This window comes from Neobacillus sp. FSL H8-0543 (genome assembly GCF_038592905.1).
Classification (GTDB): Bacteria; Bacillota; Bacilli; order Bacillales; family Cytobacillaceae; genus Neobacillus.
Genome location: NZ_CP151943.1, coordinates 417,414 through 439,880, shown reverse-complemented (window position 1 = coordinate 439,880; position 22,467 = coordinate 417,414). Strand labels below are relative to the sequence as shown.

The 22,467-nt window shown below is 37.9% G+C and carries 23 protein-coding genes and 2 other annotated features; of the genes, 18 read left to right on the top strand and 5 right to left on the bottom strand.

Annotated features, from left to right (window positions below; translation table 11 throughout):
* Positions 1-6 precede the first annotated feature (6 nt).
* Both NSS81_RS02310 and NSS81_RS02305 read right to left on the bottom strand, forming a co-directional pair.
* The gene (locus NSS81_RS02310; protein ID WP_342431947.1) at positions 7-567 is read right to left on the bottom strand and encodes a GNAT family N-acetyltransferase; all 561 of its coding nucleotides are present in this window, start codon (positions 565-567) and stop codon (positions 7-9) included.
* Between the two features lie 304 nt (positions 568-871).
* The gene (locus NSS81_RS02305; protein WP_342431946.1) at positions 872-1,999 is read right to left on the bottom strand and encodes an amidohydrolase; all 1,128 of its coding nucleotides are present in this window, start codon (positions 1,997-1,999) and stop codon (positions 872-874) included.
* A 160-nt stretch (positions 2,000-2,159) separates the two neighbouring features.
* On the opposite strand from NSS81_RS02305, the gene NSS81_RS02300 reads away from it, so the two are divergent.
* The 6 genes from NSS81_RS02300 (at position 2,160) to dapF (ending at position 6,453) form a co-directional block, all read left to right on the top strand.
* A complete protein-coding gene (locus tag NSS81_RS02300; protein WP_342431945.1) occupies positions 2,160-2,483 on the top strand; it encodes a DUF4870 domain-containing protein in 324 nt (107 codons plus the stop codon).
* Between the two features lie 97 nt (positions 2,484-2,580).
* Positions 2,581-2,781 carry a PLD nuclease N-terminal domain-containing protein gene (locus tag NSS81_RS02295; protein ID WP_342431944.1) on the top strand — a complete coding sequence of 67 codons (201 nt, stop codon included), beginning with the start codon at positions 2,581-2,583 and terminating at the stop codon, positions 2,779-2,781.
* Complete coding sequence (locus NSS81_RS02290) at positions 2,781-3,689, top strand: ABC transporter ATP-binding protein (RefSeq protein WP_342431943.1); 909 nt, start codon at positions 2,781-2,783, stop codon at positions 3,687-3,689. The genes NSS81_RS02295 and NSS81_RS02290 overlap by 1 nt, the downstream gene beginning before the upstream one ends.
* Entirely contained in the window at positions 3,686-4,468 is a 783-nt protein-coding gene (locus tag NSS81_RS02285) for an ABC transporter permease subunit (RefSeq protein WP_342431942.1), read from the top strand. The genes NSS81_RS02290 and NSS81_RS02285 overlap by 4 nt, the downstream gene beginning before the upstream one ends.
* Positions 4,469-4,616: 148 nt before the next feature.
* On the top strand, positions 4,617-5,402 hold the full coding sequence (locus NSS81_RS02280; RefSeq protein ID WP_342431941.1) for a hypothetical protein: 786 nt from the start codon (positions 4,617-4,619) through the stop codon (positions 5,400-5,402).
* Positions 5,403-5,478: 76 nt separating this feature from the next.
* Complete coding sequence (gene dapF, locus NSS81_RS02275) at positions 5,479-6,453, top strand: diaminopimelate epimerase (protein WP_342431940.1); 975 nt, start codon at positions 5,479-5,481, stop codon at positions 6,451-6,453.
* 8 nt (positions 6,454-6,461) lie between these two features.
* On the opposite strand, the gene NSS81_RS02270 is transcribed toward dapF, so the two are convergent.
* Positions 6,462-8,306: a DNA ligase D gene (locus NSS81_RS02270; RefSeq protein WP_342431939.1), complete on the bottom strand. Its 1,845-nt coding sequence runs from the start codon at positions 8,304-8,306 to the stop codon at positions 6,462-6,464.
* 127 nt (positions 8,307-8,433) lie between these two features.
* Here NSS81_RS02270 and NSS81_RS02265 point away from each other — a divergent pair, with 127 nt between their 5' ends.
* From NSS81_RS02265 to NSS81_RS02250, 4 genes are all read left to right on the top strand, one after another.
* On the top strand, positions 8,434-9,282 hold the full coding sequence (locus NSS81_RS02265; protein ID WP_342431938.1) for a Ku protein: 849 nt from the start codon (positions 8,434-8,436) through the stop codon (positions 9,280-9,282).
* A gap of 152 nt (positions 9,283-9,434) precedes the next feature.
* Positions 9,435-10,397, top strand: coding sequence for a nucleoside hydrolase (locus NSS81_RS02260; protein WP_342431937.1), 963 nt, complete (start codon positions 9,435-9,437; stop codon positions 10,395-10,397).
* Between the two features lie 230 nt (positions 10,398-10,627).
* On the top strand, positions 10,628-10,828 hold the full coding sequence (locus NSS81_RS02255) for a cold-shock protein (protein ID WP_342431936.1): 201 nt from the start codon (positions 10,628-10,630) through the stop codon (positions 10,826-10,828).
* A 137-nt stretch (positions 10,829-10,965) separates the two neighbouring features.
* Positions 10,966-11,169 (top strand): cold-shock protein, encoded by a 204-nt coding sequence (locus NSS81_RS02250; protein ID WP_342431935.1) that lies wholly within the window; start codon positions 10,966-10,968, stop codon positions 11,167-11,169.
* A gap of 230 nt (positions 11,170-11,399) precedes the next feature.
* Here NSS81_RS02250 and NSS81_RS02245 read toward each other — a convergent pair whose 3' ends face one another.
* On the bottom strand, positions 11,400-11,687 hold the full coding sequence (locus tag NSS81_RS02245; RefSeq protein ID WP_342431934.1) for a DUF6509 family protein: 288 nt from the start codon (positions 11,685-11,687) through the stop codon (positions 11,400-11,402).
* Between the two features lie 291 nt (positions 11,688-11,978).
* Between NSS81_RS02245 and NSS81_RS02240 the strand changes: the two genes are divergently transcribed.
* From NSS81_RS02240 to NSS81_RS02230, 3 genes are read left to right on the top strand one after another with little or no spacing between them, the layout of a single operon-like run.
* On the top strand, positions 11,979-14,372 hold the full coding sequence (locus tag NSS81_RS02240; protein WP_342431933.1) for a DMSO/selenate family reductase complex A subunit: 2,394 nt from the start codon (positions 11,979-11,981) through the stop codon (positions 14,370-14,372).
* Between the two features lie 12 nt (positions 14,373-14,384).
* Positions 14,385-14,963, top strand: coding sequence for a DMSO/selenate family reductase complex B subunit (locus NSS81_RS02235; protein WP_342431932.1), 579 nt, complete (start codon positions 14,385-14,387; stop codon positions 14,961-14,963).
* Between the two features lie 32 nt (positions 14,964-14,995).
* The gene (locus tag NSS81_RS02230) at positions 14,996-15,898 is read left to right on the top strand and encodes a 4Fe-4S binding protein (protein WP_342431931.1); all 903 of its coding nucleotides are present in this window, start codon (positions 14,996-14,998) and stop codon (positions 15,896-15,898) included.
* Positions 15,899-15,979: 81 nt separating this feature from the next.
* Here the strand turns inward: NSS81_RS02230 and NSS81_RS02225 are convergent, their stop codons facing one another.
* Positions 15,980-17,263, bottom strand: coding sequence for an MFS transporter (locus NSS81_RS02225; protein ID WP_342431930.1), 1,284 nt, complete (start codon positions 17,261-17,263; stop codon positions 15,980-15,982).
* A gap of 213 nt (positions 17,264-17,476) precedes the next feature.
* Positions 17,477-17,732: a binding site (T-box leader), on the top strand.
* A gap of 36 nt (positions 17,733-17,768) precedes the next feature.
* Positions 17,769-18,016 (top strand) — a binding site (T-box leader).
* 63 nt (positions 18,017-18,079) lie between these two features.
* Here NSS81_RS02225 and trpE point away from each other — a divergent pair.
* Genes trpE through NSS81_RS02200 form a run of 5 tightly spaced genes read left to right on the top strand, consistent with a single transcriptional unit; the run spans position 18,080 to position 22,466 of the window.
* Positions 18,080-19,468: an anthranilate synthase component I gene (gene trpE, locus NSS81_RS02220; RefSeq protein WP_342431929.1), complete on the top strand. Its 1,389-nt coding sequence runs from the start codon at positions 18,080-18,082 to the stop codon at positions 19,466-19,468.
* Positions 19,465-20,076: an aminodeoxychorismate/anthranilate synthase component II gene (locus NSS81_RS02215; RefSeq protein WP_342431928.1), complete on the top strand. Its 612-nt coding sequence runs from the start codon at positions 19,465-19,467 to the stop codon at positions 20,074-20,076. Before trpE ends, NSS81_RS02215 begins: the two co-directional genes overlap by 4 nt.
* Complete coding sequence (trpD, locus tag NSS81_RS02210; protein WP_342431927.1) at positions 20,048-21,073, top strand: anthranilate phosphoribosyltransferase; 1,026 nt, start codon at positions 20,048-20,050, stop codon at positions 21,071-21,073. The genes NSS81_RS02215 and trpD overlap by 29 nt, the downstream gene beginning before the upstream one ends.
* On the top strand, positions 21,073-21,861 hold the full coding sequence (gene trpC / locus NSS81_RS02205; RefSeq protein WP_342431926.1) for an indole-3-glycerol phosphate synthase TrpC: 789 nt from the start codon (positions 21,073-21,075) through the stop codon (positions 21,859-21,861). The genes trpD and trpC overlap by 1 nt, the downstream gene beginning before the upstream one ends.
* Positions 21,858-22,466, top strand: coding sequence for a phosphoribosylanthranilate isomerase (locus NSS81_RS02200; protein ID WP_342431925.1), 609 nt, complete (start codon positions 21,858-21,860; stop codon positions 22,464-22,466). The genes trpC and NSS81_RS02200 overlap by 4 nt, the downstream gene beginning before the upstream one ends.
* Position 22,467: the final 1 nt, after the last annotated feature.

Genomic DNA, 22,467 nt, shown 5'->3' with positions numbered 1-22,467 from the left:
CTTTTTTTATGCTTCCAATAAATGCGAGGCTTCGTTCTGCTGGGAACCATTTCGCATTATGTGTAAGGTGTATAGGTCTTTTGGAATTTCATATAAGTCATAAATGTCACCATTTGCATTTAATTGCTCATAAATGGTTTTTCTTGTTTCGTTTGCTTTAACTGCGTATGGAAGTTTTTCAGCCGCTTTTAGTGAGCGGATATTAACTTTACGGATACGCATAAAGATCGTTTCAATTTCCATTGTGTAAAACAGCTCTTGAAAAAAGGCATCCTTTGCAGGGGAATTATAGCCCTTTCCATGATACGGTTTTCCAAGCCAGGTTCCTAGAAACCCAGCATTATCTTCAATATCAAACAAATTAATCGTCCCGATGGGAACACCCCACTCGTCAAGAATCGTCCGTGAAATTAATTCACCGCGCTCTTCTGATTCCAATGTTTGTTTTGTCATAAATAAGAATTCTTCATATGAAGTGCATTTTTGACGAACGAAAGGGAAGACATCTGGATGCTGCATTAGTTCGTATAAAATGTGGCTGTCATGAAGATCACGTTTTTTAAGCATGATTTTCCCTCCATAGGGCACTCCGATTCCATGTTTAAAGAAGCGGCCCACCCTCGAAATTTTTTATATAAAGTTACTAAAAAATTCCGGGGTGGGAATCGAACCCACTAGAACCAGTAAAACTGGTGGCGCACCATTTGCCTTCCCTATTTCATTTTTTGTGTTAAATAATTTAGTTGTAAACCTCCAGATTTTAAGGCCTTATTCGGTTTCACTTAGAGTATCATACAAGAAAATAACAAAAAAATAAATAGTTTTTTTATAGAATTTTGTTGAAAATTTTCTGCCAAATTTCTACATTTTCCTACGCTTTTAAATAGACTATTTCCCCGCCAATCATCGTCCACTTCGGCTTTGCTAAATAATGAAAGGGATGGTGATTCCACAGAACTAAATCTGCCTCTTTTCCTTCTTCAATACTGCCGAGTCTATCCTCCAATTTTAGGTTTTTCGCTGGAAGAATAGTGATTCCCTCAAGCGCTTTTTGTTCCGAAAGTCCTTCGCGAACAGCTATACCTGCACATACGTTTAAATACTGGATTGGTGTATAGGGATGGTCCGTTGTAATCGATACTTCGACACCATGTGAGGTAAGTGCCTGGTAGGTATTCCAAGTTTTATTTTTCAACTCGATTTTTGACCTTCTTGTTAATGTTGGACCAACAGAAACCATTAAATTTATACCAGCTAACTCATTAGCAATTAAATGGCCTTCCGTACAATGCTCAATTCTTAAATCAAGGTTAAATTCCTCGGCAAAGCGTAAGGCAGTTATGATATCATCGGCACGATGAGCGTGGATTCGTACGGGAATTTCTCGTTTCAGAGCCATTACAAGCGGTGCCATTCTTAAATTCTCGGGATTATCGGTATGAATCGCTTGGTAGAAGGTTTCGCGAAGCATCCCCATTATTCCCATTCTTGTAATGGAATCGTTATTTCCATTACTGTGAATTCTTTTAGGGTTTTCTCCCAAAGCTATTTTTAAACCGGCAATTTCCTGAATAATCATTTTTTTTACGTTTTTGCCGATGGTCTTAATAACTGAAGTGGTCCCACCAATCACATTTGCACTTCCGGGCATCACATGTGCAGTTGTAATGCCACATTTAACTGCATCATTAAATGCTGGATCCAATGGGTAGACACCATCAATTGCTCGGATATGAGGGGTTAATGCCTCTGTTGTTTCATTGGCGTCATTCCCAGCCCAACCGGTTCCTTCATCATAAAGACCTAAATGTGTATGGACATCGATAAATCCTGGCAAAAGATAATGATTGGTGCAATCGATAATCTTAACCCCTGCTGCCATTGAGAGATTGTAACCAACCTTTTTTATCTTTCCATCTTCAATCAAGACATCTCCCTTTTTAATGGGTTTTGCGGTAATCGGATAGACGATAGCATTCTTTAGAAGTATTTTTGTCATAATAATACCTTTCTTCACTTAATAATAATATTTTATCCATTTTACCTAGGAGGGGTTCTTCGAAAGGAATTTTTTATGTAAGGATGAAACCTTTTTTTAGATATTGCGTAAATATTAAGGAAGGAACAAAAAACAAATAAATTCCGTGGGGGAATAGAAAATGGTAAAAAATGAAGAAAGAACATTGGCTGCTGTTCTTTATGTAATTAGTTTTTTTGCACCAATTATTGGACCTCTGGTTATTTGGTTAATTAAAAAGGATGAGTCAGCATTTATCGATTATCATGGAAAAGAATATTTTAACTTCTTTATTTCCTACACCGTTTATGGAATCGTTAGTGGGATATTAGTACTGCTGTTAATTGGTATATTTTTGTTATGGGCATTGGGAATTATGCTGTTTGTATTTACAATTATTGCAGCGGTTAAAGCCTATGAAGGAAATGAATATAGATTTCCATTAATCTTTAGGGTAATTAAATAATTAATATTATTCAAAGCCCAGCAAAAATTTTTGCTGGGCTTTGAACGTTTTTACTGGATAAACGTCATATAATTGTAAAAAAACTAGGGGGGATATTATGGATTTTCTAGCAAGTATACCTTGGGGACTTGTCGCGCCTCTTCTTATCATCCAACTTATTTTATTAATTGTGGCGCTTGTAGATTTAACGCGCACCGAGAGGACGAATGGTCCAAAAATACTTTGGGTGTTTATTATTTTATTCGTAAATATTATCGGTCCGATTCTATACTTCGTAATTGGAAGGAGAAATAACTAATGACACTTATTAAAATAAGTGGATTAAAAAAGAGTTTTAAAGAGACAGAAGTGATTAAGGGGCTTGATTTTGAATTAGAGAAGGGAAAATGTACAGCTCTTTTGGGCCCAAATGGAGCAGGCAAAACGACAACGCTACGGATGCTTTCAGGGTTAATGAAACCAACCGATGGATCCATTACATTTGCAGGTGTAAAAAAAAGCGGGGATATTCGACATTTAATTGGATATCTTCCCCAGTTTCCTGTCTTTTATGATTGGATGTCAGGATTTGAATTTTTAGTATATGTTGGGAGACTGGCTGGTTTATCGAAAAAAGAAGCAAGCTCAAGGTCGGTAGAGCTCCTGCAGCTTGTAGGGATTGCAGAAGCAAAGGCTAGAAGGATAGGTAAATATTCAGGTGGTATGAAGCAGCGGCTAGGTATTGCTCAAGCATTAATCCATCGTCCCCAGCTTGTGATGCTCGATGAACCTGTTTCCGCTTTGGATCCAATTGGCAGAAGAGAGGTCTTGGAACTTCTCGAAGGATTGAAAAAAGAAACAACGATTCTTTTTTCGACACATATCCTGAATGATGCTGAGGAAGTTTGTGATGAAATCTTATTCCTGCATAATGGGGAAATTGTTGAATCAGGAACGATGGGAGAATTGCGTGAACGGTATCAACAAGAAAAAATCGATTTATTTTTTCGGGGGAATCCAGCTGAATACATAAAGGCTTTTTCTACTCACACTTTAACGTTGTCCGTCCAGCAGGAAGGGAATAAAATTAGCATCTTTGTAAAGGATGTTGAACGTGCCAGGAAGGAGTTTTTAAAAGAAGTGATTGAAAAAAATTGGCCGCTTGAAAAATTCGAAATTAGCAGTATGAAGCTTGAAGATGTGTTTATGAAGGTGGTGGGCAAATGAGCCAGTGGCTGACGTTAGTTCAAAAGGAAATCCTCGAGATGTGGAGAAATTATAAATGGATTTGGGTTCCTATCACCTTTATTTTATTGGGCGTTACAGAACCATTAACAAGTTACTATTTGCCGCAAATACTAGATTCACTTGGCGGGCTGCCTGATGGAACAAAAATTGAAATCCCAATCCCATCGGCGCAAGAAGTGTTAGCTGCTGGCCTTGGTCAATACTCAACCATTGGCGTGTTAATCATTGTCCTAAGTACGATGGGACTAATTGCCGGTGAAAGAAAAAGTGGAGTAGCGGCAATGATTCTTGTTAAACCAGTATCCTATCTATCTTATGTTACCGCCAAATGGGCTGGAAGTCTTCTTTTAGTATGGCTGTCGTTTTTTATTGGATATTTTGCAACCTGGTATTATACTGGACAACTATTTGAGTGGGTTCCAATTGGGGAGTTTTTTCTATCTTATCTGCTATATGGACTCTGGCTCACTGTCATTCTCACGATTACCGTATTTTTTAGCAGCTCACTAATTACTCCTGGTATGGCAGGGTTTAGTTCCTTGGCACTTGTTCTTATTCTAAGTATTGTAAGCGGTACTTTATCCCATTTGTTGGAATGGAGTCCTGCACAGCTAACTAGCTATGCAAGCGTAGGGCTTGTGACAGGGGAATTGCCTGAACATACTCTCCCAGCAAGCTTACTTGCTGCTGCAATCATAATGACCCTGCTTTGGCTAAGTGTGATAATTTTTAAGAAAAAAGAGCTTGCGACAACATAATTCAAAGTTATGATTGAAAGAGGCTAGTAATTGGTCTCTTTCATTTTTTTTAGTAGCATGGGCTTGGATTTTGATGAAAAACTTCTATCATTTTTTACTCTTGCGTTTAATAGACTATTGTAAGAGGAATTATTAAGGAGTTTTCCAGATGAAAATACATGAGTTCTATAGAGATACTGCTAATGTCCACTTAAATGCAAGTATCATGGCGTTAGTTCCCCCGATTATCATTGTCATGGGTAATCTTTCATTCCTTCAAAGCAAGCAAATCATGATTTTAACTTTACCATTTTTCATTTACAGTATTATTAGTTATCAATTCTATCTTTTTAGGAAGAGGCAATCGATTTCGATTGGTAGACATATGCCGGCAGCAGAAAGCTACTATCAATCCCTATTTGATTCCCGCCATTTGCTAGTCGTTTTTATGAACACACTTTCCTCCAAGGTATACCTTTATTTTCCCACGGGTCATCTAGCAGGGGAGATAAGGAAATGCCGGGAAGAAGGAGTGAGTCCTCTTAGAAAACCTACGATTTATACCCTATATTCGAGAGATAACCAAGCTATTGCCTTTTATAAGATGATCGGGAAAAAATCGACTAGGATTGAAGTCTATAATCAAAATAATGAATATTTGGGTTGTTTTGAAAAAGAAAAGTGTGCTTTGCTGAAAAGTAAGAAGTCGTTGTTAAGTGAAACTGGTGAATTTATCGGCGTTGTAGAAGGTTCGTCATACTTTATGGATGAACAAGTCTTGAACAAGTTTAGCCAGCAGGAAGGAAGTTTACGCCGTGGCTGGATGCCAGTTGAGTGGAGAGATCTCTTCCCAGAACCAAATACTCCTGTACTTTCTTTCGCTGAAAATCTAAATAATAAGGACAAACTGTTGAGGATGTCTTTTTTAATTAATGAATATTTTAGTGAAAGATAAGAAAAGTACCAATTGAATCAATTGTTTGATAGAATAGGATGTAAATTTCTCAATTTCGTTTTTGGAGGTTTTAATCGTGCAAATTGATTTAATTAAAGGTCATGGCTCAGGAAATGATTTTCTACTAATCGATGAAAAAGCTAACCCCTATACATTTTCTGAAAATGATCGAGCAGTGCTTGCTCGTTTATTATGTAATCGTCATTCAGACCTTGGGGCCGATGGAATTTTATTTATTATGAATAGTAATCATGCCGATGGAAAAATGCGGGTTTTTAATGCAGATGGTTCTGAGGCCTCCATGTGTGGAAATGGACTGCGGCTTGTGGCTCGATATATTTGTGAAAAGCTTCAGAGGCAGGAAGGTGTAATTGAAACGATGAAAGCAAATTTGCGGGTAAGTAAACAAGCAGATTTATACCCTAATGTGCCCACCTATCAGGTAGAGATTTCTCCAGTTTCATTTAAATTAACAGACCTTCCGCTTAAACTAAATCAACCAACATTGGTTAATGAAAAGATACCAGAATTATCATCAGAGTTATCATTTTCAGCTCTTGCGGTGCCTAATCCGCATTTAATCGCCATTGTTGATACAGACCAATTGCAATCAGAGCTTCAAAGACAGATTAGTGAGCGGGTAAATGAACCCAATGAACTGTTTCCTGATGGGGTCAATGTTAGCTTTGTCAAATCTATAAATCCAGGTAACATTTATGTAAACACCTTTGAACGGGGTGTTGGTTTTACAAATGCTTGCGGAACAGCGATGTCAGCCTCATCCCTTATCACATGCCTGCAGAATTTAAATGAAATCGATCAGCCGATTAATGTTTATAACAATGGCGGAAAGGTTCAGTGTGTTGTTCATCGGTCGGAAGGAGATTATTCTATCGATTTGATTGGGAATGCAACGTATCTATATCAAGCAACCGTTGAAGTAGACTTAGAAAAAAATTCGTTTGCTGTAACTAATAAAGGTGATTTTTCGGAACAGATGGCCTATCAAAAGCTTCAAACAGAAGTACAGTCTTTCCTTCAAAAAGGATAAGGAATCCCTTATCCTTTTGTTTTTTTCCCGTTTTTCAATATTTCCAGTACAGGGGAAAAAGGCTGGATAGATTTAGTTTGAATGTAATTCTTAAATGGATCTCCTTGCTTCTGAAGACGCTTTAATGCGTTTCCCATATTAAAGGTTTTAGGATCGAGCTTCATGTGAACTTCCTCCCAGAAAAGCGGTGTTGCCACCCCAGCATGTTCATTTCCACGCATAGAATAAGGTGCAACGATGGTTTTACCTTCACCATGCTGTACATAATCGACGTAAAGTCTTCCTCCGCGTTTTTTCTTCATCCGTTCAATTGTAAAAGAATCAGGATCTTTTGAGATTAAGTAATCGGCAATAAAGCTGGTGAATAGACGCGTATCATCATATGAGAAAACATCCTCTGGTAAAGGCAGATAGATTTGTAAGCCTTTATTCCCTGAGGTTTTGATAAAACCAATTAAGTTTAATTGATCAAGGACTTCTTTTATCATGATGGCAGCTTTAATGGCTAAATGGAAATCTTCCTTGGAAGGTGGATCTAAATCAAAGACAATTTCGCTTGGCCCCTTACTATTAATTGTTTGGAATGGAATATGAAATTCTATTGCTAATTGATTTCCCAGCCAGATCAGTGTTTTAAGGTTGTTACAAACAATATAATCAATTCCATCTTCAAGGTGTGTCTTAACAAATTCGGGAGCATATTCAGGACAATTTTTTTGATAAAAAGGGTCACCAAACATCCCATGCGGGTACCGAATCACTGTTAATAACCGGCTTTCTAAGAAAGGCAGCATATACGGTGCTATTTCTCTCAAGTAAAGAATATAATCCGCCTTCTGGATATCGTGATCCTTCCAAAGTGGTTTGTCAGGGTGTGTTATCTCCAAATCAGCAGGTAGGTTTTTTTGTTTAAATAAGAATTCCTCATATGTACAGGCTTTTGGCTCCAAATCAAAGCGAAAGCGGTCAAAATGGGGTTCTCGTAACTGATTTTCATAGAGTTCTAAATACTTCACTTCAAGGCAAATAGCAGGATGTACATAAATAAATTGGTTATCTTCAGAAAGCATATTTTGTTTGATGGTCTGTTGAAGAGCAGCCTTTTCATCCGGCTTAAAGCCAAATAGAACTTGTCCAATACCATGAATCTGATTATCTTTATATACACCCACATAAAAGTAACCATTCGTTTTATCATATGAAGTAATATAGCAGCTTACAAATTTAAAATTCTTATACTTCAACCATTGTAATGTCCGTTTTCCTTCCTCCCATATACTGTTCCTATGCTTGGCAATTATTCCTTCACCGTCATGTAAAACAACCTTTTCCCATAAGTAATGAAAATCCTTATATGGCTGAACGAACTGAAGTAGTTGGTCACTATAAGGATCAGCGGTGGTTGAAAGCCCAACTTTTTGAAAAAAAGTTGTTAATTCCTTCTTCCGCTTATCAAAAGGAATAGAGCTCAGATTTTTACCTGCGAGCATGAGGATATCGAACACCATTAAATGGCAAGGGGATTTAGTAATAGATTCGGTGATTTTTTTAGCAGACTTCAAACGTCCCCTGACTTGAACGGCTGAAAAATTGGATTTATAGGGATTCTCTAGAGAAACAAGTTCACCGTCGAGCTTAATTGGCAAGAATGACTTGAATTGATCTTCATGGTTCACCAAAAATTCCTTGATCTCAGGAAACTGGGGTAATAGTGGTTTTCCATTTCTGCTAATTATTTCAATTCCGTTTGAACTCCATTCTAAAATTGCTCGAAAACCATCATATTTAACCTCGTACAGCCAATCTGGGTGTAAGGATAAATCAAATGTTAGACTTGGCAGCATCGGTTTCATAGCATGTTTCCTTTCTTTTTTATTATTTTGTTACATTTCGTTTAGATTCATTCTTTACCATTTGTTTTTACGAATGGATGAACCGTAATTAACGCAAGATAATGACAAAAAGATAGGAGATTTATCTATGCATACCATGTGGAAAGGCAGCATCAGCTTTGGACTAGTAAATATTCCAATTAAGTTGCACACTGCTACAGAAGATAAGGATATCAAACTCCGAACCCTTCATAATAAATGTCATGCACCGATTAAATATGAAAAAATTTGCTCTGTGTGTGAAGAAGAGGTAAAACCCGAAGAGATTGTCAAAGCGTACGAATATACAAAAGGGAAATTTGTTGTACTTGAGCATGATGACCTTGAAAAACTTCGTAAGGAAAATGAAGATAAGGCTGTAGAAATCATTGATTTTGTCAAAATGGAAGAAATTGATCCAATTTACTATGATCGCACTTATTATATGTCTCCAAATGAAGGTGGGGGAAAAGCTTATTCCCTTCTGCGCAAGGCCTTGCAGGAATCACAAAAAGTAGGATTAGCAAAAATAATTATCCGTTCCAAAGAACAGCTCGCGGTTATTCGGGTTTATGAAAATACATTAATTATGGAAACCATACATTATCCGGACGAGGTTCGACGTGCAGGTGATGTGCCGAATGTACCAGCAGAGGATAAAGTAACGAAACGTGAATTGGATACAGCCATTCTGCTGATTGATCAACTGACAACAGAATTTGAACCTGAAAAGTATACAGATGAATACCGTACCGCATTATTAGAACTAATAGATTCAAAACGAACAGGAAAAGAAACAGTAACGGCAGCAACAAAAGAGGTAGCATCAAATGTTACCGATTTAATGGCAGCCTTACAGGCTTCTATTGATCGGACAAAGCCAACGGATAAGGCAAAGCCAAAGAAAGCTGCTGCTCCAAGGAAAAGAGCAACACCAAAAGTGAAAAAAGAAGCATGATTCTAAGCGGATAGCATATAGCCGATTCAAATAGTGAATCGGTTTTTGTGTGTAACGAAATTAGACAATATAATTGGTTCTATTTCCTTAGTGAACAAATGTACTTAATATCTGTGCCTTTTCATAGGATATATGGAAACGGGGGAGAGGCAATGGCTGTTAATGTACTCTTGTTTGCGGATCCTGGTGTCGATGATTCCTTTGCTATTATGTACGCCTTACTTAATCCACAAATTAATCTAGTTGGAATTGTTAGCGGTTATGGAAATACACCTAAAGAGCAATCTGTAAAGGTAACGTCGTACTTGATTAATCTTAGCGGGCAAAAAGATATCCCGATTATTGCAGGTGCAGCAGGTCCATTATCTGGTGAACCAGTCGATTATTATCCAGAGATACACGGCAAGGAAGGTCTTGGTCCAATAATGCCTTCAGATACATTAAAAAGTGTAAATATTTATGATATAAACAAAATCCTAGAAATTATTACAGAATATCAAGGAAACCTAGTTATCGTAAATATAGGAAGATTGACTGAACTTTCTCTTATGTTTATTTTGTATGGGGATAACGCATTGAAAGACGTTTCAGCATTATATGTTATGGGCGGTGCCTTTTTGGTTCCAGGGAATATTTCAGCAGAAGCGGAAGCGAATTTTTATTCTGACCCTATCGCTTCAAACATGGTTATGGAAAAAGGACATAATATATTTTTGTATCCATTGAATGTTACAAATAAGGCAATTATAACACCAGAAATGATTGACCTACTAAGTGAAAATAGCCATACTCCTTTTAAACCGTTACTTAAACCAGCGTTTGATTATTATTATAAAGCCTATCAAAAAAATATACCTGGTATTAAGGGAGCTCCACTTCATGATGTTATCCCATTAATGGCATTAACGGAGCCTGGTTTAGTAAAATATATCCGACGGAGAGTCCGCGTCGAAGAATTCGGCAAGTCCAAAGGAAAAAGTATAGCTGATTTTCGCCCAAAACCTGATGAAGAACCTGAGGAAACACTGGATTACATTGGTATGGAAATAGATATTCAGAAATTTAAAGATCATTTTATGGAAATATTTATACAAGCGGATTTTTCCAAAGTGTAAGGTGCAAATTTGCTAGGTTACTGGTCTCATATATGAATTAACATTGACTTTTTGAGAAAAATAGGTTAATATAAAGGTACGCTTTTAAGTTCGGTATATATTTTTTGGATTAGGTAGTCGTAACTGCACGGAATGTGGGTGATGTCTATTACCCCAAATGTGCATTATGACTTTTTTGTTTTAATGACCAAGGTAACTTAAAGTGAAACAAATTATTGGAGGTACTATCCATGAACAACGGTAAAGTAAAATGGTTTAATGCAGAAAAAGGTTTTGGATTTATTGAAGCTGAAGGCGGTCAAGATGTATTCGTACACTTCTCAGCTATTCAATCAGAAGGTTTCAAAACTTTAGAAGAAGGTCAAGCAGTATCTTTCGAAATCGTTGAAGGCGCTCGCGGACCACAAGCTGCTAACGTAACTGCTATTTAATCTTTGGAATAAAAAGGTGATGCACCATTAAGGCATCACCTTTTATATATATATATGGATATTTTTCATTAGCTATTATCATCTAAGCGCAAGTGCAAAGATACAGTCATGCAAAATAGTACAAGGGGTGAAGTGTTTTGGCATTTGGTAGAAGAAATGATGAAGAAATCAAATTAGAAGAAACAAAAGTTTGGGAATGTACTTCAGATTCGTGTAATGTCTGGATCCGTGATAACTTTAAGAGTAGTGAGATTCCCCTTTGTCCAGTATGTAAAAGTGAAATGAGCCAAGGTACAAAAGAACTACAGGTCATTCACAACCACAGCAAAAACTTTATGTAATGTAATGGTAAGCAGGGAGAATAAACTCCCTGTTTTTTTTAGGTTGGGTTAAATGATATTGGTGTAGCAATAAACAGGTTGATTGGAGCGAAAGGCACGAAGACTCCTGCGGGAATACGGGGCTGTGGAGCCCCCACAGGCGCTTAAGCGCCGAGGAGGCTCCACGGCACGCCCGCGGAAAGCGAAGTGCCTGGAGCGCAAATCAACCTCCAAGTTTAACACAGCTTTATTTATAAATTTTCCTTGCAATAATTAAATACTAACAGTTCTTCCTCGTCCTCTAATTCAAAATCAAGAACTTTCTCTGTACCTGACTCAAACAAATGATAGTGAGAAATTCTTGGTCCCTTTTCATCAACAACAAAAATAACTCTTACTTCTACTCCTTTATCAGAATAAAGCTCATCCTCTTCCTCTACCTCAATCTCAAGAAAAAATTCATAACGGTCACCACTTAGTAATCCGAATGGATCTTCGAGCTTTTCAACTGTATGTCCAGTAATATTCAATATAATCATCCTTTACAAATTTTCGTCCTTTCTATTATATACAATTTTCGCTAGGAACTAGAAACAATCGACACTTTTCGACCATAAATTGTTATCAATTTATGGATGACTATTATGAATTTAATGTGAACGATCTCATTTTTAATATAAATTTAATAACTTTACAGTAAAATTAAGGTATTAAGATAACGAAATAAAATATTCTGTGATTTATTCTTCACTTGTATGTGAATATATTCACAAAAAATTTATACGTTTTTCTTTGCAGTTATTGAATGATGTTAAGGGAGGCATTAACTAATGTCAGATGGAAGCCCACTAAAGGACGTATTGACGAATAAAATGCAGCGTAGAACTTTCTTGAAATGGACAGGAGCAATTGGTGTTCCCGTAATTGCTGGTGGTGTAGGCACAAAATTATTAATTGATAATCAAGAAAATAAAAAGGTAGCTAATGCAAGTGAATTTGATGAAATTGTTTCTACCTGCAGTATAAATAACTGTGGAGGACGCTGTGTGATAAAGGCATATGTAAAGGATGGAGTAGTTGTTCGTGTAGCAACTGATTCACAGGAAAGCGGGGATTTATCTACCCCGCCACTTAGGGCATGTGTGCGTGGAAGAAACTATCGGAATTTGCTTTATCATCCTGATCGCCTTAAATATCCTATGAAACGGGTAGGTAAACGGGGAGAGGGAAAATTCGAAAAAATTACTTGGGAAGAGGCAATCGACACAATCGCCTCTGAAGTGAAACGAATTGGTGATACCTATGGACCTGAATCAAGATACGACAATTATGCTTCTGGACAATCCTGGGGGCTTCATGGCGGTAGTGCATCTGTAAGGAAGTTATTATCCATAACGGGTGGTTTCTTGAATTTTCGAAACGATTACAGTTCAGGTGCTGGAAATGTTGCAACCCCTTATACATATGGAACTAACAATTCTGGAAGTAGCTTCGATTCCCTTTTACACTCGAAATACATTATTCTTTGGGGACAAAATCCAGCAGAAATGATATTCTCGACCCCGTATCGTGAATATTTAAAGCAAGCAAAGAAAAATGGAGCAAAAATTGTTGTTATTGACCCAAGGTATACCGATACTGCAATTGCCTTTGCTGATGAGTGGATTCCAATTCTGCCATCAACAGATAATGCAATGATGGATGCGATGGGCTATGTCATTATCACTGAAAATTTACATGATCAAGAATTCCTTAGCAAGTATTGTATTGGATTTGATGGCGACCAGATGCCTGATGGTATTCCAAAGGACGAATCTCTAAAAAGTTACTTATTAGGTGAAAAAGACGGAGTAGCAAAAACACCTGAATGGGCAGAAAAGATTTGCTGTGTACCAGCGGATAAGATTCGTGAGATCGCCAGAGAGTATGCAGGGACAAAACCTGCAGCACTTATACAAGGTTGGGGAGCCCAGAGACAGGCATTTGGTGAGCAGTTCATGCGTGGAGGTGCACAGCTTGCCTGCCTAACAGGAAATGTTGGAAAACTTGGTGGATGGGCAGCAGGAACAGGATACTGGAACAGGTCTAACATTGTTTACCCAATATCTTATGATAACCCAGTAAAAGCTTCTATACCCTGCTTCCTTTGGACCAAAGCGGTAGAACAAGGAACAGAAATGACAGCCGCTGATGGATTACAAGGAACAGAGAAGTTACCGACGAATATAAAGCTAATCTTTAATATGGCAGGAAACATGCTCGTAAATCAGCATGCTGATATTAATAAAACCACTAAACTGCTAGAGGATGAAAGTAAAGTCGAATTTATTGTAGTCAGTGATTTATTTATGACCCCAAGCGCTAAATTTGCAGATATTTTACTTCCTGGCACAACGTTCTTCGAGCGTTATGATATAGGTGTTCCTTGGTGTTTTGGTGATTATGTTGTTTTTGGTGATAAAACTATTGATCCTCTTTATGAATGTCGAAATGAATATGATGTATTTGCAGAGATTGCTGATAAATTAGGGGTAAAGGAACAATTTACAGAGGGAAGAACCATCCTCGACCTGGTTAAGGAAAGTGTAGAAAGAACACAAAAAGAACTTGACCCAACCTTTCCTAGCTTTGAAGAGTTCCGCAAGAAGGGTGTCCATCATTTTAAATTTGATGAACCATTGGTAGGATTTAAAGCACAAATAGATGATTTGGAGAATAACCCCTTTGAAACACCTTCGGGGAAAATTGAACTTTTCTCAAAAGCTCTTTGGGATATGAATCAGCACGAAGAGATTCCGGCCATTGCGAAATACATTTCGTCGTGGGAAGGGCCGGAAGATCCATTAATTGAGAAGTATCCACTACAATTAATTAACTGGCATTATAAGCGCAGATGCCATTCGACCTATGATAACATGCCGTGGCTGGAGGAAGCGGCAAAGCAAGAAATGTGGCTGAATCCTAAGGATGCCGCGAAGCGCGGAATAAAGGATGGCGACAGAGCTCAAGTCTTTAATGACCGCGGCAGTTTATTTATTGATGTAAAAGTAACGCCTCGTATCACTCCAGGAGTGGCTGGCATCCCTCAAGGGGCATGGTACTCACCTGACAAAAATGGAATCGACCAAAGAGGATCGGCGAATGTACTTACATCACAAAGACCGACAGCACTCGCAAAAGCGAATCCGCAGTTAACAAACCTTGTTGAAGTAAAAAAAGCATAAGGAGTGAGTGTCTTGGCTCAAATTGGTTTTTACATAAATCAAAGCCTTTGCCTTGGCTGCAAGGCATGTAGTGTGGCGTGTAAGGATAAAAATAATACAGAGGTTGGTGTTAATTTTCGTAGGGTTTATACGTACGAAGAGGGATCCTTTATTCAACAGCCAACAAATGGAATGGTTCAAAATGTGAAGTCGTTTTATTTTTCAATCGCTTGTAATCATTGTAAACACCCTAAATGCCTGCCGAACTGTCCTACAGGAGCAATAATCAAGCGAAAAGAAGACGGTATTGTTACGATCGATCAAGATATTTGTGCAGGAACACAATTATGTGTGGCAGCATGCCCATATGGTGGGCCTCAGTATAATAAAGAGACATTTAAAACAAATAAATGTAACTTCTGTATGGATCTACAGGAAAAGGGAGAAGACCCTGTCTGTGTCGCTACCTGCCCGATGGGTGCAATTGAATACGGACCGATTGATGAATTAAGAAAAAAATATGGTGATATCAGTCAGATAAAAGGTATGCCGAAAGCTAATATTACCAATCCAAATCTCGTAATTACACCACATAAAGACGCGAAAATATAATAGTAACGATCAAGACTTGAGTTGGTGATGACATGTCAGTACTCACAAAATGGCTTGAAAGCTTGCATGTAGAAACAATAATTACATCAAAATGTACAAGAGCAAGAAACCGTAAATCAACATGTAGCTATTGTTTGGAGCAGTGTAAGCATGAAGCAATTGTTTTTAAAGAGCATTTACTAGTAATCGATACGAATAAATGTACAATGTGCGGTGCTTGCATGATAGCCTGCCCGCTTTCGGGAATTGAGGGTTTAGCAGCAAACAGAGTTTTTGAAAAAGGGAGTTTATTATTTGACCATACCTACACACCTTCCCTAAAAGAATTGCTTATTTATAAAAAAAGAGGGATGAAATTGATTGAAGCGGGGCAAACGCTGATAAATCAAGAATGGGAATCAGTTGTTGCAGAAGCGAATGAGCGGCTGACCATGCTTGGTGAAACGGAAATACACATAACCATGAAATCTTGTAGTGAGAAATTATCGAGAAGAGCACTGTTTGGAAACTTTCAAACAGAGGGGAAACAACTAGCAAAAAGTCTCACACCTGCCTCCTGGCAAATGGAGCCAGATGGCTGGAAACTTTCAAAGTATTTTCCTGGTTATCAATTTTTCTCAGTTGAATTAAACACAAATGATTGTACGCTATGTCAGGCGTGTTTCTCGCTTTGCCCAGAGGATGTTTTTACGATAAATGAAACCACTCTGCAAATTGATAACGGAAAATGTGTAAATTGTACTTCATGTACAGATATTTGCCCTGAAAATGCGATTCAAATAAGAGAAGATCTGAAAAGGAAAAATGAAAGGGAAGAAATGTTCCAGAAGAAGCAATGTGAAAGCTGCGGGCAAACGTTTAATACTTTTCAAATCGGAACGGAAAAATGTCACGTCTGTATAAATCGCGACTCTGAGTGGTTAAGTCCATATTAGAAAAGCTCCAATATTAATGTTGGATGATTGAATAGTTAATTGTTTATAAAAAAAGGGCTGGAGGATTTTTCCAGCTCCTTTTTATTGCTCGCCATGTGTTCCAGGTTTAATTTTTATTAAGGCAATGAATGCTGCAATTATACTAAGGCTACTAAGTGATATGAATATCCATGCGGTAGAGTGTTTCATCAGCACGGCAATAATCGGAGGGCCGGCAGCTACTCCGATAAATCTCATTGAACTATAAATTGAGGATATGGTCCCACGCTCTTCCTTTTCTATGCCTGCCGTAATCAAGGCATCTAGACAAGGGAGACCAACACCAATCCCTACACCGCTAATTAAAAACATACTTAACAAAAACCAAAGTTTGATTGAAAACCATAGGGCAGCAATGGAGAGTGCTGTAGCGATGATTCCCCAAAAGGTTATCCATTTCATTAACACTTTATTTTCCTTAATAACTTTTCCGCTAATAAAAGATGCTAAACAAAGTGCACCAAGCGGTAAGGCAAGAAAGAAGCCTTTTTTCATATCTTTTATACCATATACTGTTTCAAAAATCTCTGAGAGGTAAAATAAAATCCCAAAAAGAACTAGCATGAGAATTCCGCCGATAAAAAATATAGCATATAACCAAGATCCTTTTTCAGTAAATGTCTTCTTCACATTGATGAAGAACTGTTTAAAAGGAATTGGTTTCGATGTAGTTTTCGGACACTTGACTAAAAAAATCATCATCAGGACTGAAATGAAACAAAAGACTGGAAAAGAAAAAAACGGTAAAAACCAGAAAAATCCTGCTAAGAAGGCCCCTAATACAGGACTTAATACCTTCCCAAAAGTGTTAGAGGTTTCAATTAAACCAAGTGTGCTGCTTACGTCATCGTCACTTTTGAACATATCTCCTACGAGAGGTAGAACAATGGGCATTGCCCCAGCTGCACCGACACCTTGAAGGGCACGTCCAGCTAATATTAACCAATATGGATTATCTATCTTCCAAGCAGCCCAACCGGATATCAATCCGCCAATTCCAGCTATAATGAGACTAGGGATAATGACCTTCTTTCTGCCAATGTGATCTGATAAATATCCGGCCACAGGAATTAAAAAGATGGCTACAATCGAGTAAACAGTAATAACCATACTGGTTTGAAAGGAAGTAATGGATAATTTTTTTTCCATTGATGGTAATACCGGAATGAGCATCGAATTCCCTAATGTCATAACTAATGGAATGGAAGATAGTGAAAGAATTGCCCACTTTTGCTTTGAAACCTCAGTAGACTTCTTCTTCCCGCCTGAAGACGATTTTTTTTTCTTATCCCCTGTATCAAGGCATAATTGTTCCATGTGTTCCATTAAATTAATATCCCCACCTTCAAATGTGCTACTGTTAATATTGACTTGTTTAGTTGAAATTAACTAAGGATTGTTAATCCTTTTAATGGAATTATTAGGTTTTCGAAATATAAATGATTGAAAAGGTAATGGTTGTATAATTGAAATATTCTAAAAATTAATGTTGACATTGAATAAAATACTGGTTAATATAAAAACAATAATAAACTTTTATATTAGGCAGTGACGAAGAGTAGTAACTTTAACGGATTCTTTAGAGAGCTGATGGCCGCTGTAAATCAGTGTTGACGTTTAAGTGAATGGACTTCTGAGCCTCCAAACCGAACCTCCTATAGGGTCAGTAGGCTTTGGCGAACCTCTCATCGTTACAAGAGACAGGTATTCAAGCGTATTTGTATGCTTCGATACCGGATAATCAAGCTGATTTATTAGCAAATGAAGGTGGCATAACGGGTCTTCCGTCCTTTTTGGATGGGGGACTCTTTTTAATTTAAAAACATAATATCGTAATACGATGAGCAAGAGGAGTACACTTATTTTATTCTTTACAGAGAACTGGGGAAGGTGAGAGCCCAGTAAGAGTGGATTTGTGGAATGGACTTGCGAGTGGCAGCTTGAATCATTAGTAGGGCTGCACGGAGTTCCGCCGTTATAAGGATAAGATATCGGACGAATATTGTCCCGTATCTGAAAGAGGGAGCAGGATTTCCTGCTTCAATTGAGGTGGCACCGCGGTATAAAATCGTCCTCTATATGCATAAATGTTTATGTATATAGAGGACGATTTTTTTATTTTTTAAGGGAGGAGCCATTTTAATGTTAATAAAAAATGGAATTTATTTAGAAAAGCTAAAAGGTGATACCATCACCCCAATTTCAATTTTACAAAAAATTAGTGGTAATAAGAAATTCCTATTAGAGAGTTCACATAAATACCATGATTCTGGACGGTACTCTTTCATAGGTGCTGATCCGGCGTTCGAACTCATATCCACTGGTGAGCATAACCAAATCCTTTATCGGAATGGCGAAAAGAAAATATTATTCGGCAAACCACTAGAATTGTTAAAGACACTAATGCCTGCAAGTGAGATTGATGAAGAGTTTTTCCCTTTTTTAGGCGGGGCGGTTGGTTATGTTGGTTACGATATAATTCGGCATTTTGAAGAAATAGGTGAGGAATATCCAAACGGCTTAGATATGCCTGATGTCCATTTAATGTTTTACGAAGAAGTGATTGTTTATGATCATCTTGAAGAGAATATTTCAATTTGTGGCATTCCACTCTTGGAGAACAGTAATCATGAATTTATTAAAAAGAGGATTCAGCAAAGAATTGAAGAATTGAAAAAGCCTGAATTTTATCAAGAAGAAGAGCTTTTTACATTTTCGGGTTTCCAATCGGATAGTACAAAGGAAGCATTTATTAAAAATGTTGAGATTGCCAAGGAACATATCAAGGCTGGAAATATTTTCCAGGTGGTACTTTCAAGGCGGATGAAGTCACCATTCCAAGGTACACCCCTATCGCTTTACCGCAGGCACCGTGCTCATAACCCAACTCCGTATATGTTTTATATCGAATTTGAGGGGTATACAGTTATCGGTTCTTCTCCGGAAAGCTTGATTAAAACAAGGAATAACCATATTATTGCAAATCCAATTGCAGGGACAAAAAGAAGAGGAAAAACAAGTGACGAGGATAAGAGGATTGAAAAAGAATTGTTAACAGATGAAAAAGAATTAGCTGAGCATAAAATGCTGGTGGATCTCGGCAGAAATGATTTAGGCAAGGTTTGTGAATTTGGCTCAGTGAAGCTTGAAAAATATATGGAGGTTGAAAAATTCCGCCATGTCATGCACCTTGTCTCCGAAATAAGCGGGGAACTTACAAATGATCACAGCCCCCTTGATGCGCTTGCTTCCTGTTTGCCAGCGGGTACTGTGTCCGGGGCTCCTAAAATCAGGGCAATGGAATTGATTAATGTACTAGAAAAGTCTAAACGCGGACTCTATTCGGGTGCCATCGGTTACTTATCAGCCAATGGGAATATTGATTTTGCTTTAGCGATTCGAACAATGGTTTTAAAAGAAGGTGTAGCCTATATTCAGGCAGGTGCAGGGATTGTTCATGACTCCAATCCTGAATCGGAATATGAAGAAACGATAAATAAATTAAAAGCCTTTTTGGAGGGTGGAAAATGATCCTTTTAATAGATAATTTTGATTCCTTTACCTTTAACCTTTTTCAATATTTAGGTGAATTAGGCGAGGAGGTAAAGGTCTTTCGGAACAATCAGTTGACCATTGAAGAGATTGAAGAATTATGTCCGAAAGCAATCATTCTTTCACCAGGTCCTGGAAAGCCAGAAGAGGCTGGTATTTGCATTGAAGTCATCCAAAGACTTTATAAAAAGATACCGATATTGGGAATCTGTCTGGGACATCAAGCAATAGGAGCAGCCTTCGGTGCTGAAATACGCAGAGCAAAATATATAAAACACGGAAAAACCTCATTTATTACTCATGATCAGTGCGAGTTATTTAACTGTCTGTCGTCACCATTAGAAGTGATGAGATATCATTCCTTGACGGTTGAAGAGACTAGTCTGCCTGAAGATCTTAAATGTATCTCACTTGCAGATGATGACAATGAGGTAATGGCGTTAAAACATAGACAGTATCCAATTTTCGGTTTGCAATTTCATCCTGAATCAATTGGTACCCCTTCTGGGAAAAAAATTCTAAAAAACTTTTTAGTTGAAATAGAAAGGAAGCGAAAAAATGAAAAACTTTTTACTCCAATTGGCTGAACATAAATCGTTATCAGAAAATGAAATGAAAGCTGCGTTTGGCATGATATTGGGTGAAGAAGCCTCGGAAAGTGAAATTGCCGCATTTTTAATGGGATTAAAATCAAAAGGAGAAACAGTTGAAGAGATTACAGGAATTGTTAGAGCACTAAAGGAAAATACTCTTTCTTTTAAAAAAAGGCTTCCAAATGTCCTGGATAATTGCGGAACTGGCGGGGATGGATCATCGAGTTTTAATATAAGTACAACATCTGCTTTTGTTATTGCTGGCGCGGGAATTCCTGTTGCCAAGCATGGAAACAGAAGCATTTCCAGTAAAACTGGGAGCGCGGATGTCCTCGAGTATTTAGGAATAAATTTAAATGTACCTGCCGAAAGGACAGAAGAAATTCTTCAAGAAATCGGGATTACGTTTTTATTCGCTCCCCATGTCCATCCAAAGCTAAAAAATGTTATGACCGTACGAAAGCAGCTTAGAATACCAACCATTTTTAATTTTATTGGGCCGTTAACTAACCCAATTGACTTAGATTATCAATTGCTTGGAGTATACCGTAGAGACCTGCTAACCGTATTTGCAGAGGTGCTTCAAAAACTAGGCAGGAAACGGGCTACAGTTGTCAACGGTGCAGGCTTTATGGATGAGGCCTCACTGCAGGGTGAAAACCACCTAACCGTATTAGAAAATGGTGTGATTTCCATTCAGTCCTTTTTTCCTGAAGAAATAGGATTACCGCAATATGAAAACAGCTGTATAAAGGGCGGTGATTCCCAAGAGAATGCTGATATTCTCTTGAAAGTACTAAAAGGTGAAAAAGGTGCATATCGCGATACTGTCTTACTAAATGCTGGGCTTGGGATTTTCACCACTGGTAAAACCGCAACAATCCAAGAGGGCATCCATTTAGCCAAGGAAATCATTGACTCAGGTGCTGCCCTTGAAAAATTAAACTTATTAATTGAAAAATCACATTCAGATCAAAGGGAGGCGATATAGTGGAAACAATCTTAGAACGAATCCTAAAGCAAAAACATATAGAGGTTGAAAAGCTTCAGAAATTAAAACCAGAGAAAATCGAACGGAAGCCCAAGAGGTCATTAATAAAAAAACTGCAAAATGCAGATGAACTTGCGATAATTGCAGAATTTAAACGGGCATCACCTTCCAAAGGAATGATTAATAATAGTGTGGAGCCAGCTGCACAGGCGAAGGTTTATGAAAAATATGGTGCCTCAGCCATTTCGGTGCTTACGGATACAACCTTCTTCAAAGGTTCTTTTACAGATTTAGCAGAAGTAAGGGAAGTGGTTGAACTCCCCATCCTATGTAAGGATTTTATCATTGACCCGCTTCAAATTGATCAGGCAGCATCTAAGGGTGCTGATATCATTTTATTGATTGTGGCAGCTTTGGAGGAAAGCAAGTTGCTGGAACTTTATCACTATGCTAGCAGCCTTGATTTAGAGGTATTGATGGAGGTTCATAATCTTGACGAAGTAGAAGTAGCAATTAAAATGGGAGCAAGGTTAATTGGTGTAAACAATCGTGATTTGAAGACGTTTAATGTAATGCTTGAGGTAACTGAAAATTTGGCATCGAGGGTTAAAGAATCTGGTGCATTTTTAATCAGTGAAAGCGGTATTCATCAGCAGGAGGATGTAAATCGGGTCAGAAAAGCGGGGGCAAATGGGGTCTTAGTGGGTGAAGCACTGATGAAAAGTACAGATATCAAACAAGCATTTCATGATTTTCGGTTGCCAATTGCTGGAGGATTAAAAAAATGAAGGTAAAGATTTGCGGTATTAGTGATATTGAAACGGCTAGGGCTGCAGTCGAATATGGTGCAGATGCGATTGGATTTATTTTTGCACAAAGCAAAAGAAAAATCACAAAAGAAAAGGCAAAAGAAATCGTAGCCCAACTTCCAAAGGATGTCCTCAAGGTTGGAGTCTTCGTCAACGAAGTAAAAGAAGTGATTGAAGACATAGCTAATCAGGTTGGCCTTACCCATATACAACTACATGGTGATGAAAAGGATGACTTTTGCCAGTCACTTTCACTGCCAGTAATAAAAGGTTTTAGTATACGAAATATAGCAAGTTTACAGGCTATCGACAAATTTACCTGTGAATATATTTTACTTGATGGCCCAAAAGGGAAATACAGTGGAGGAAATGGATTGGCATTTGATTGGAGTATCATCCCGCCAACAGCATTTGGCGGAAAAAGGGTAATTCTAGCTGGGGGATTAAATGAAGAGAATATTTTGCCGGCAATCCTGGAAGTGAATCCGGATATGGTAGATGTCAGCAGTGGGGTAGAGACAGATGGGGTAAAGGATTTAAACAAGATAAAAACATTCATTACTATGGCAAAGGGAGCCAATTAGG

What these genes read in the sequence shown, in the direction of transcription:
- NSS81_RS02310 (WP_342431947.1), bottom strand. Translation starts at nt 567, where the DNA reads ATGCTTAAAAAACGTGATCTTCATGACAGCCACATTTTATACGAACTA.
- NSS81_RS02305 (WP_342431946.1), bottom strand. Translation starts at nt 1,999, where the DNA reads ATGACAAAAATACTTCTAAAGAATGCTATCGTCTATCCGATTACCGCA.
- NSS81_RS02300 (WP_342431945.1), top strand. Translation starts at nt 2,160, where the DNA reads ATGGTAAAAAATGAAGAAAGAACATTGGCTGCTGTTCTTTATGTAATT.
- NSS81_RS02295 (WP_342431944.1), top strand. Translation starts at nt 2,581, where the DNA reads ATGGATTTTCTAGCAAGTATACCTTGGGGACTTGTCGCGCCTCTTCTT.
- NSS81_RS02290 (WP_342431943.1), top strand. Translation starts at nt 2,781, where the DNA reads ATGACACTTATTAAAATAAGTGGATTAAAAAAGAGTTTTAAAGAGACA.
- NSS81_RS02285 (WP_342431942.1), top strand. Translation starts at nt 3,686, where the DNA reads ATGAGCCAGTGGCTGACGTTAGTTCAAAAGGAAATCCTCGAGATGTGG.
- NSS81_RS02280 (WP_342431941.1), top strand. Translation starts at nt 4,617, where the DNA reads ATGAAAATACATGAGTTCTATAGAGATACTGCTAATGTCCACTTAAAT.
- NSS81_RS02270 (WP_342431939.1), bottom strand. Translation starts at nt 8,306, where the DNA reads ATGAAACCGATGCTGCCAAGTCTAACATTTGATTTATCCTTACACCCA.
- NSS81_RS02265 (WP_342431938.1), top strand. Translation starts at nt 8,434, where the DNA reads ATGCATACCATGTGGAAAGGCAGCATCAGCTTTGGACTAGTAAATATT.
- NSS81_RS02260 (WP_342431937.1), top strand. Translation starts at nt 9,435, where the DNA reads ATGGCTGTTAATGTACTCTTGTTTGCGGATCCTGGTGTCGATGATTCC.
- NSS81_RS02255 (WP_342431936.1), top strand. Translation starts at nt 10,628, where the DNA reads ATGAACAACGGTAAAGTAAAATGGTTTAATGCAGAAAAAGGTTTTGGA.
- NSS81_RS02245 (WP_342431934.1), bottom strand. Translation starts at nt 11,687, where the DNA reads ATGATTATATTGAATATTACTGGACATACAGTTGAAAAGCTCGAAGAT.
- NSS81_RS02240 (WP_342431933.1), top strand. Translation starts at nt 11,979, where the DNA reads ATGTCAGATGGAAGCCCACTAAAGGACGTATTGACGAATAAAATGCAG.
- NSS81_RS02230 (WP_342431931.1), top strand. Translation starts at nt 14,996, where the DNA reads ATGTCAGTACTCACAAAATGGCTTGAAAGCTTGCATGTAGAAACAATA.
- NSS81_RS02225 (WP_342431930.1), bottom strand. Translation starts at nt 17,263, where the DNA reads ATGGAACACATGGAACAATTATGCCTTGATACAGGGGATAAGAAAAAA.
- trpE (WP_342431929.1), top strand. Translation starts at nt 18,080, where the DNA reads ATGTTAATAAAAAATGGAATTTATTTAGAAAAGCTAAAAGGTGATACC.
- NSS81_RS02215 (WP_342431928.1), top strand. Translation starts at nt 19,465, where the DNA reads ATGATCCTTTTAATAGATAATTTTGATTCCTTTACCTTTAACCTTTTT.
- trpD (WP_342431927.1), top strand. Translation starts at nt 20,048, where the DNA reads ATGAAAAACTTTTTACTCCAATTGGCTGAACATAAATCGTTATCAGAA.
- NSS81_RS02200 (WP_342431925.1), top strand. Translation starts at nt 21,858, where the DNA reads ATGAAGGTAAAGATTTGCGGTATTAGTGATATTGAAACGGCTAGGGCT.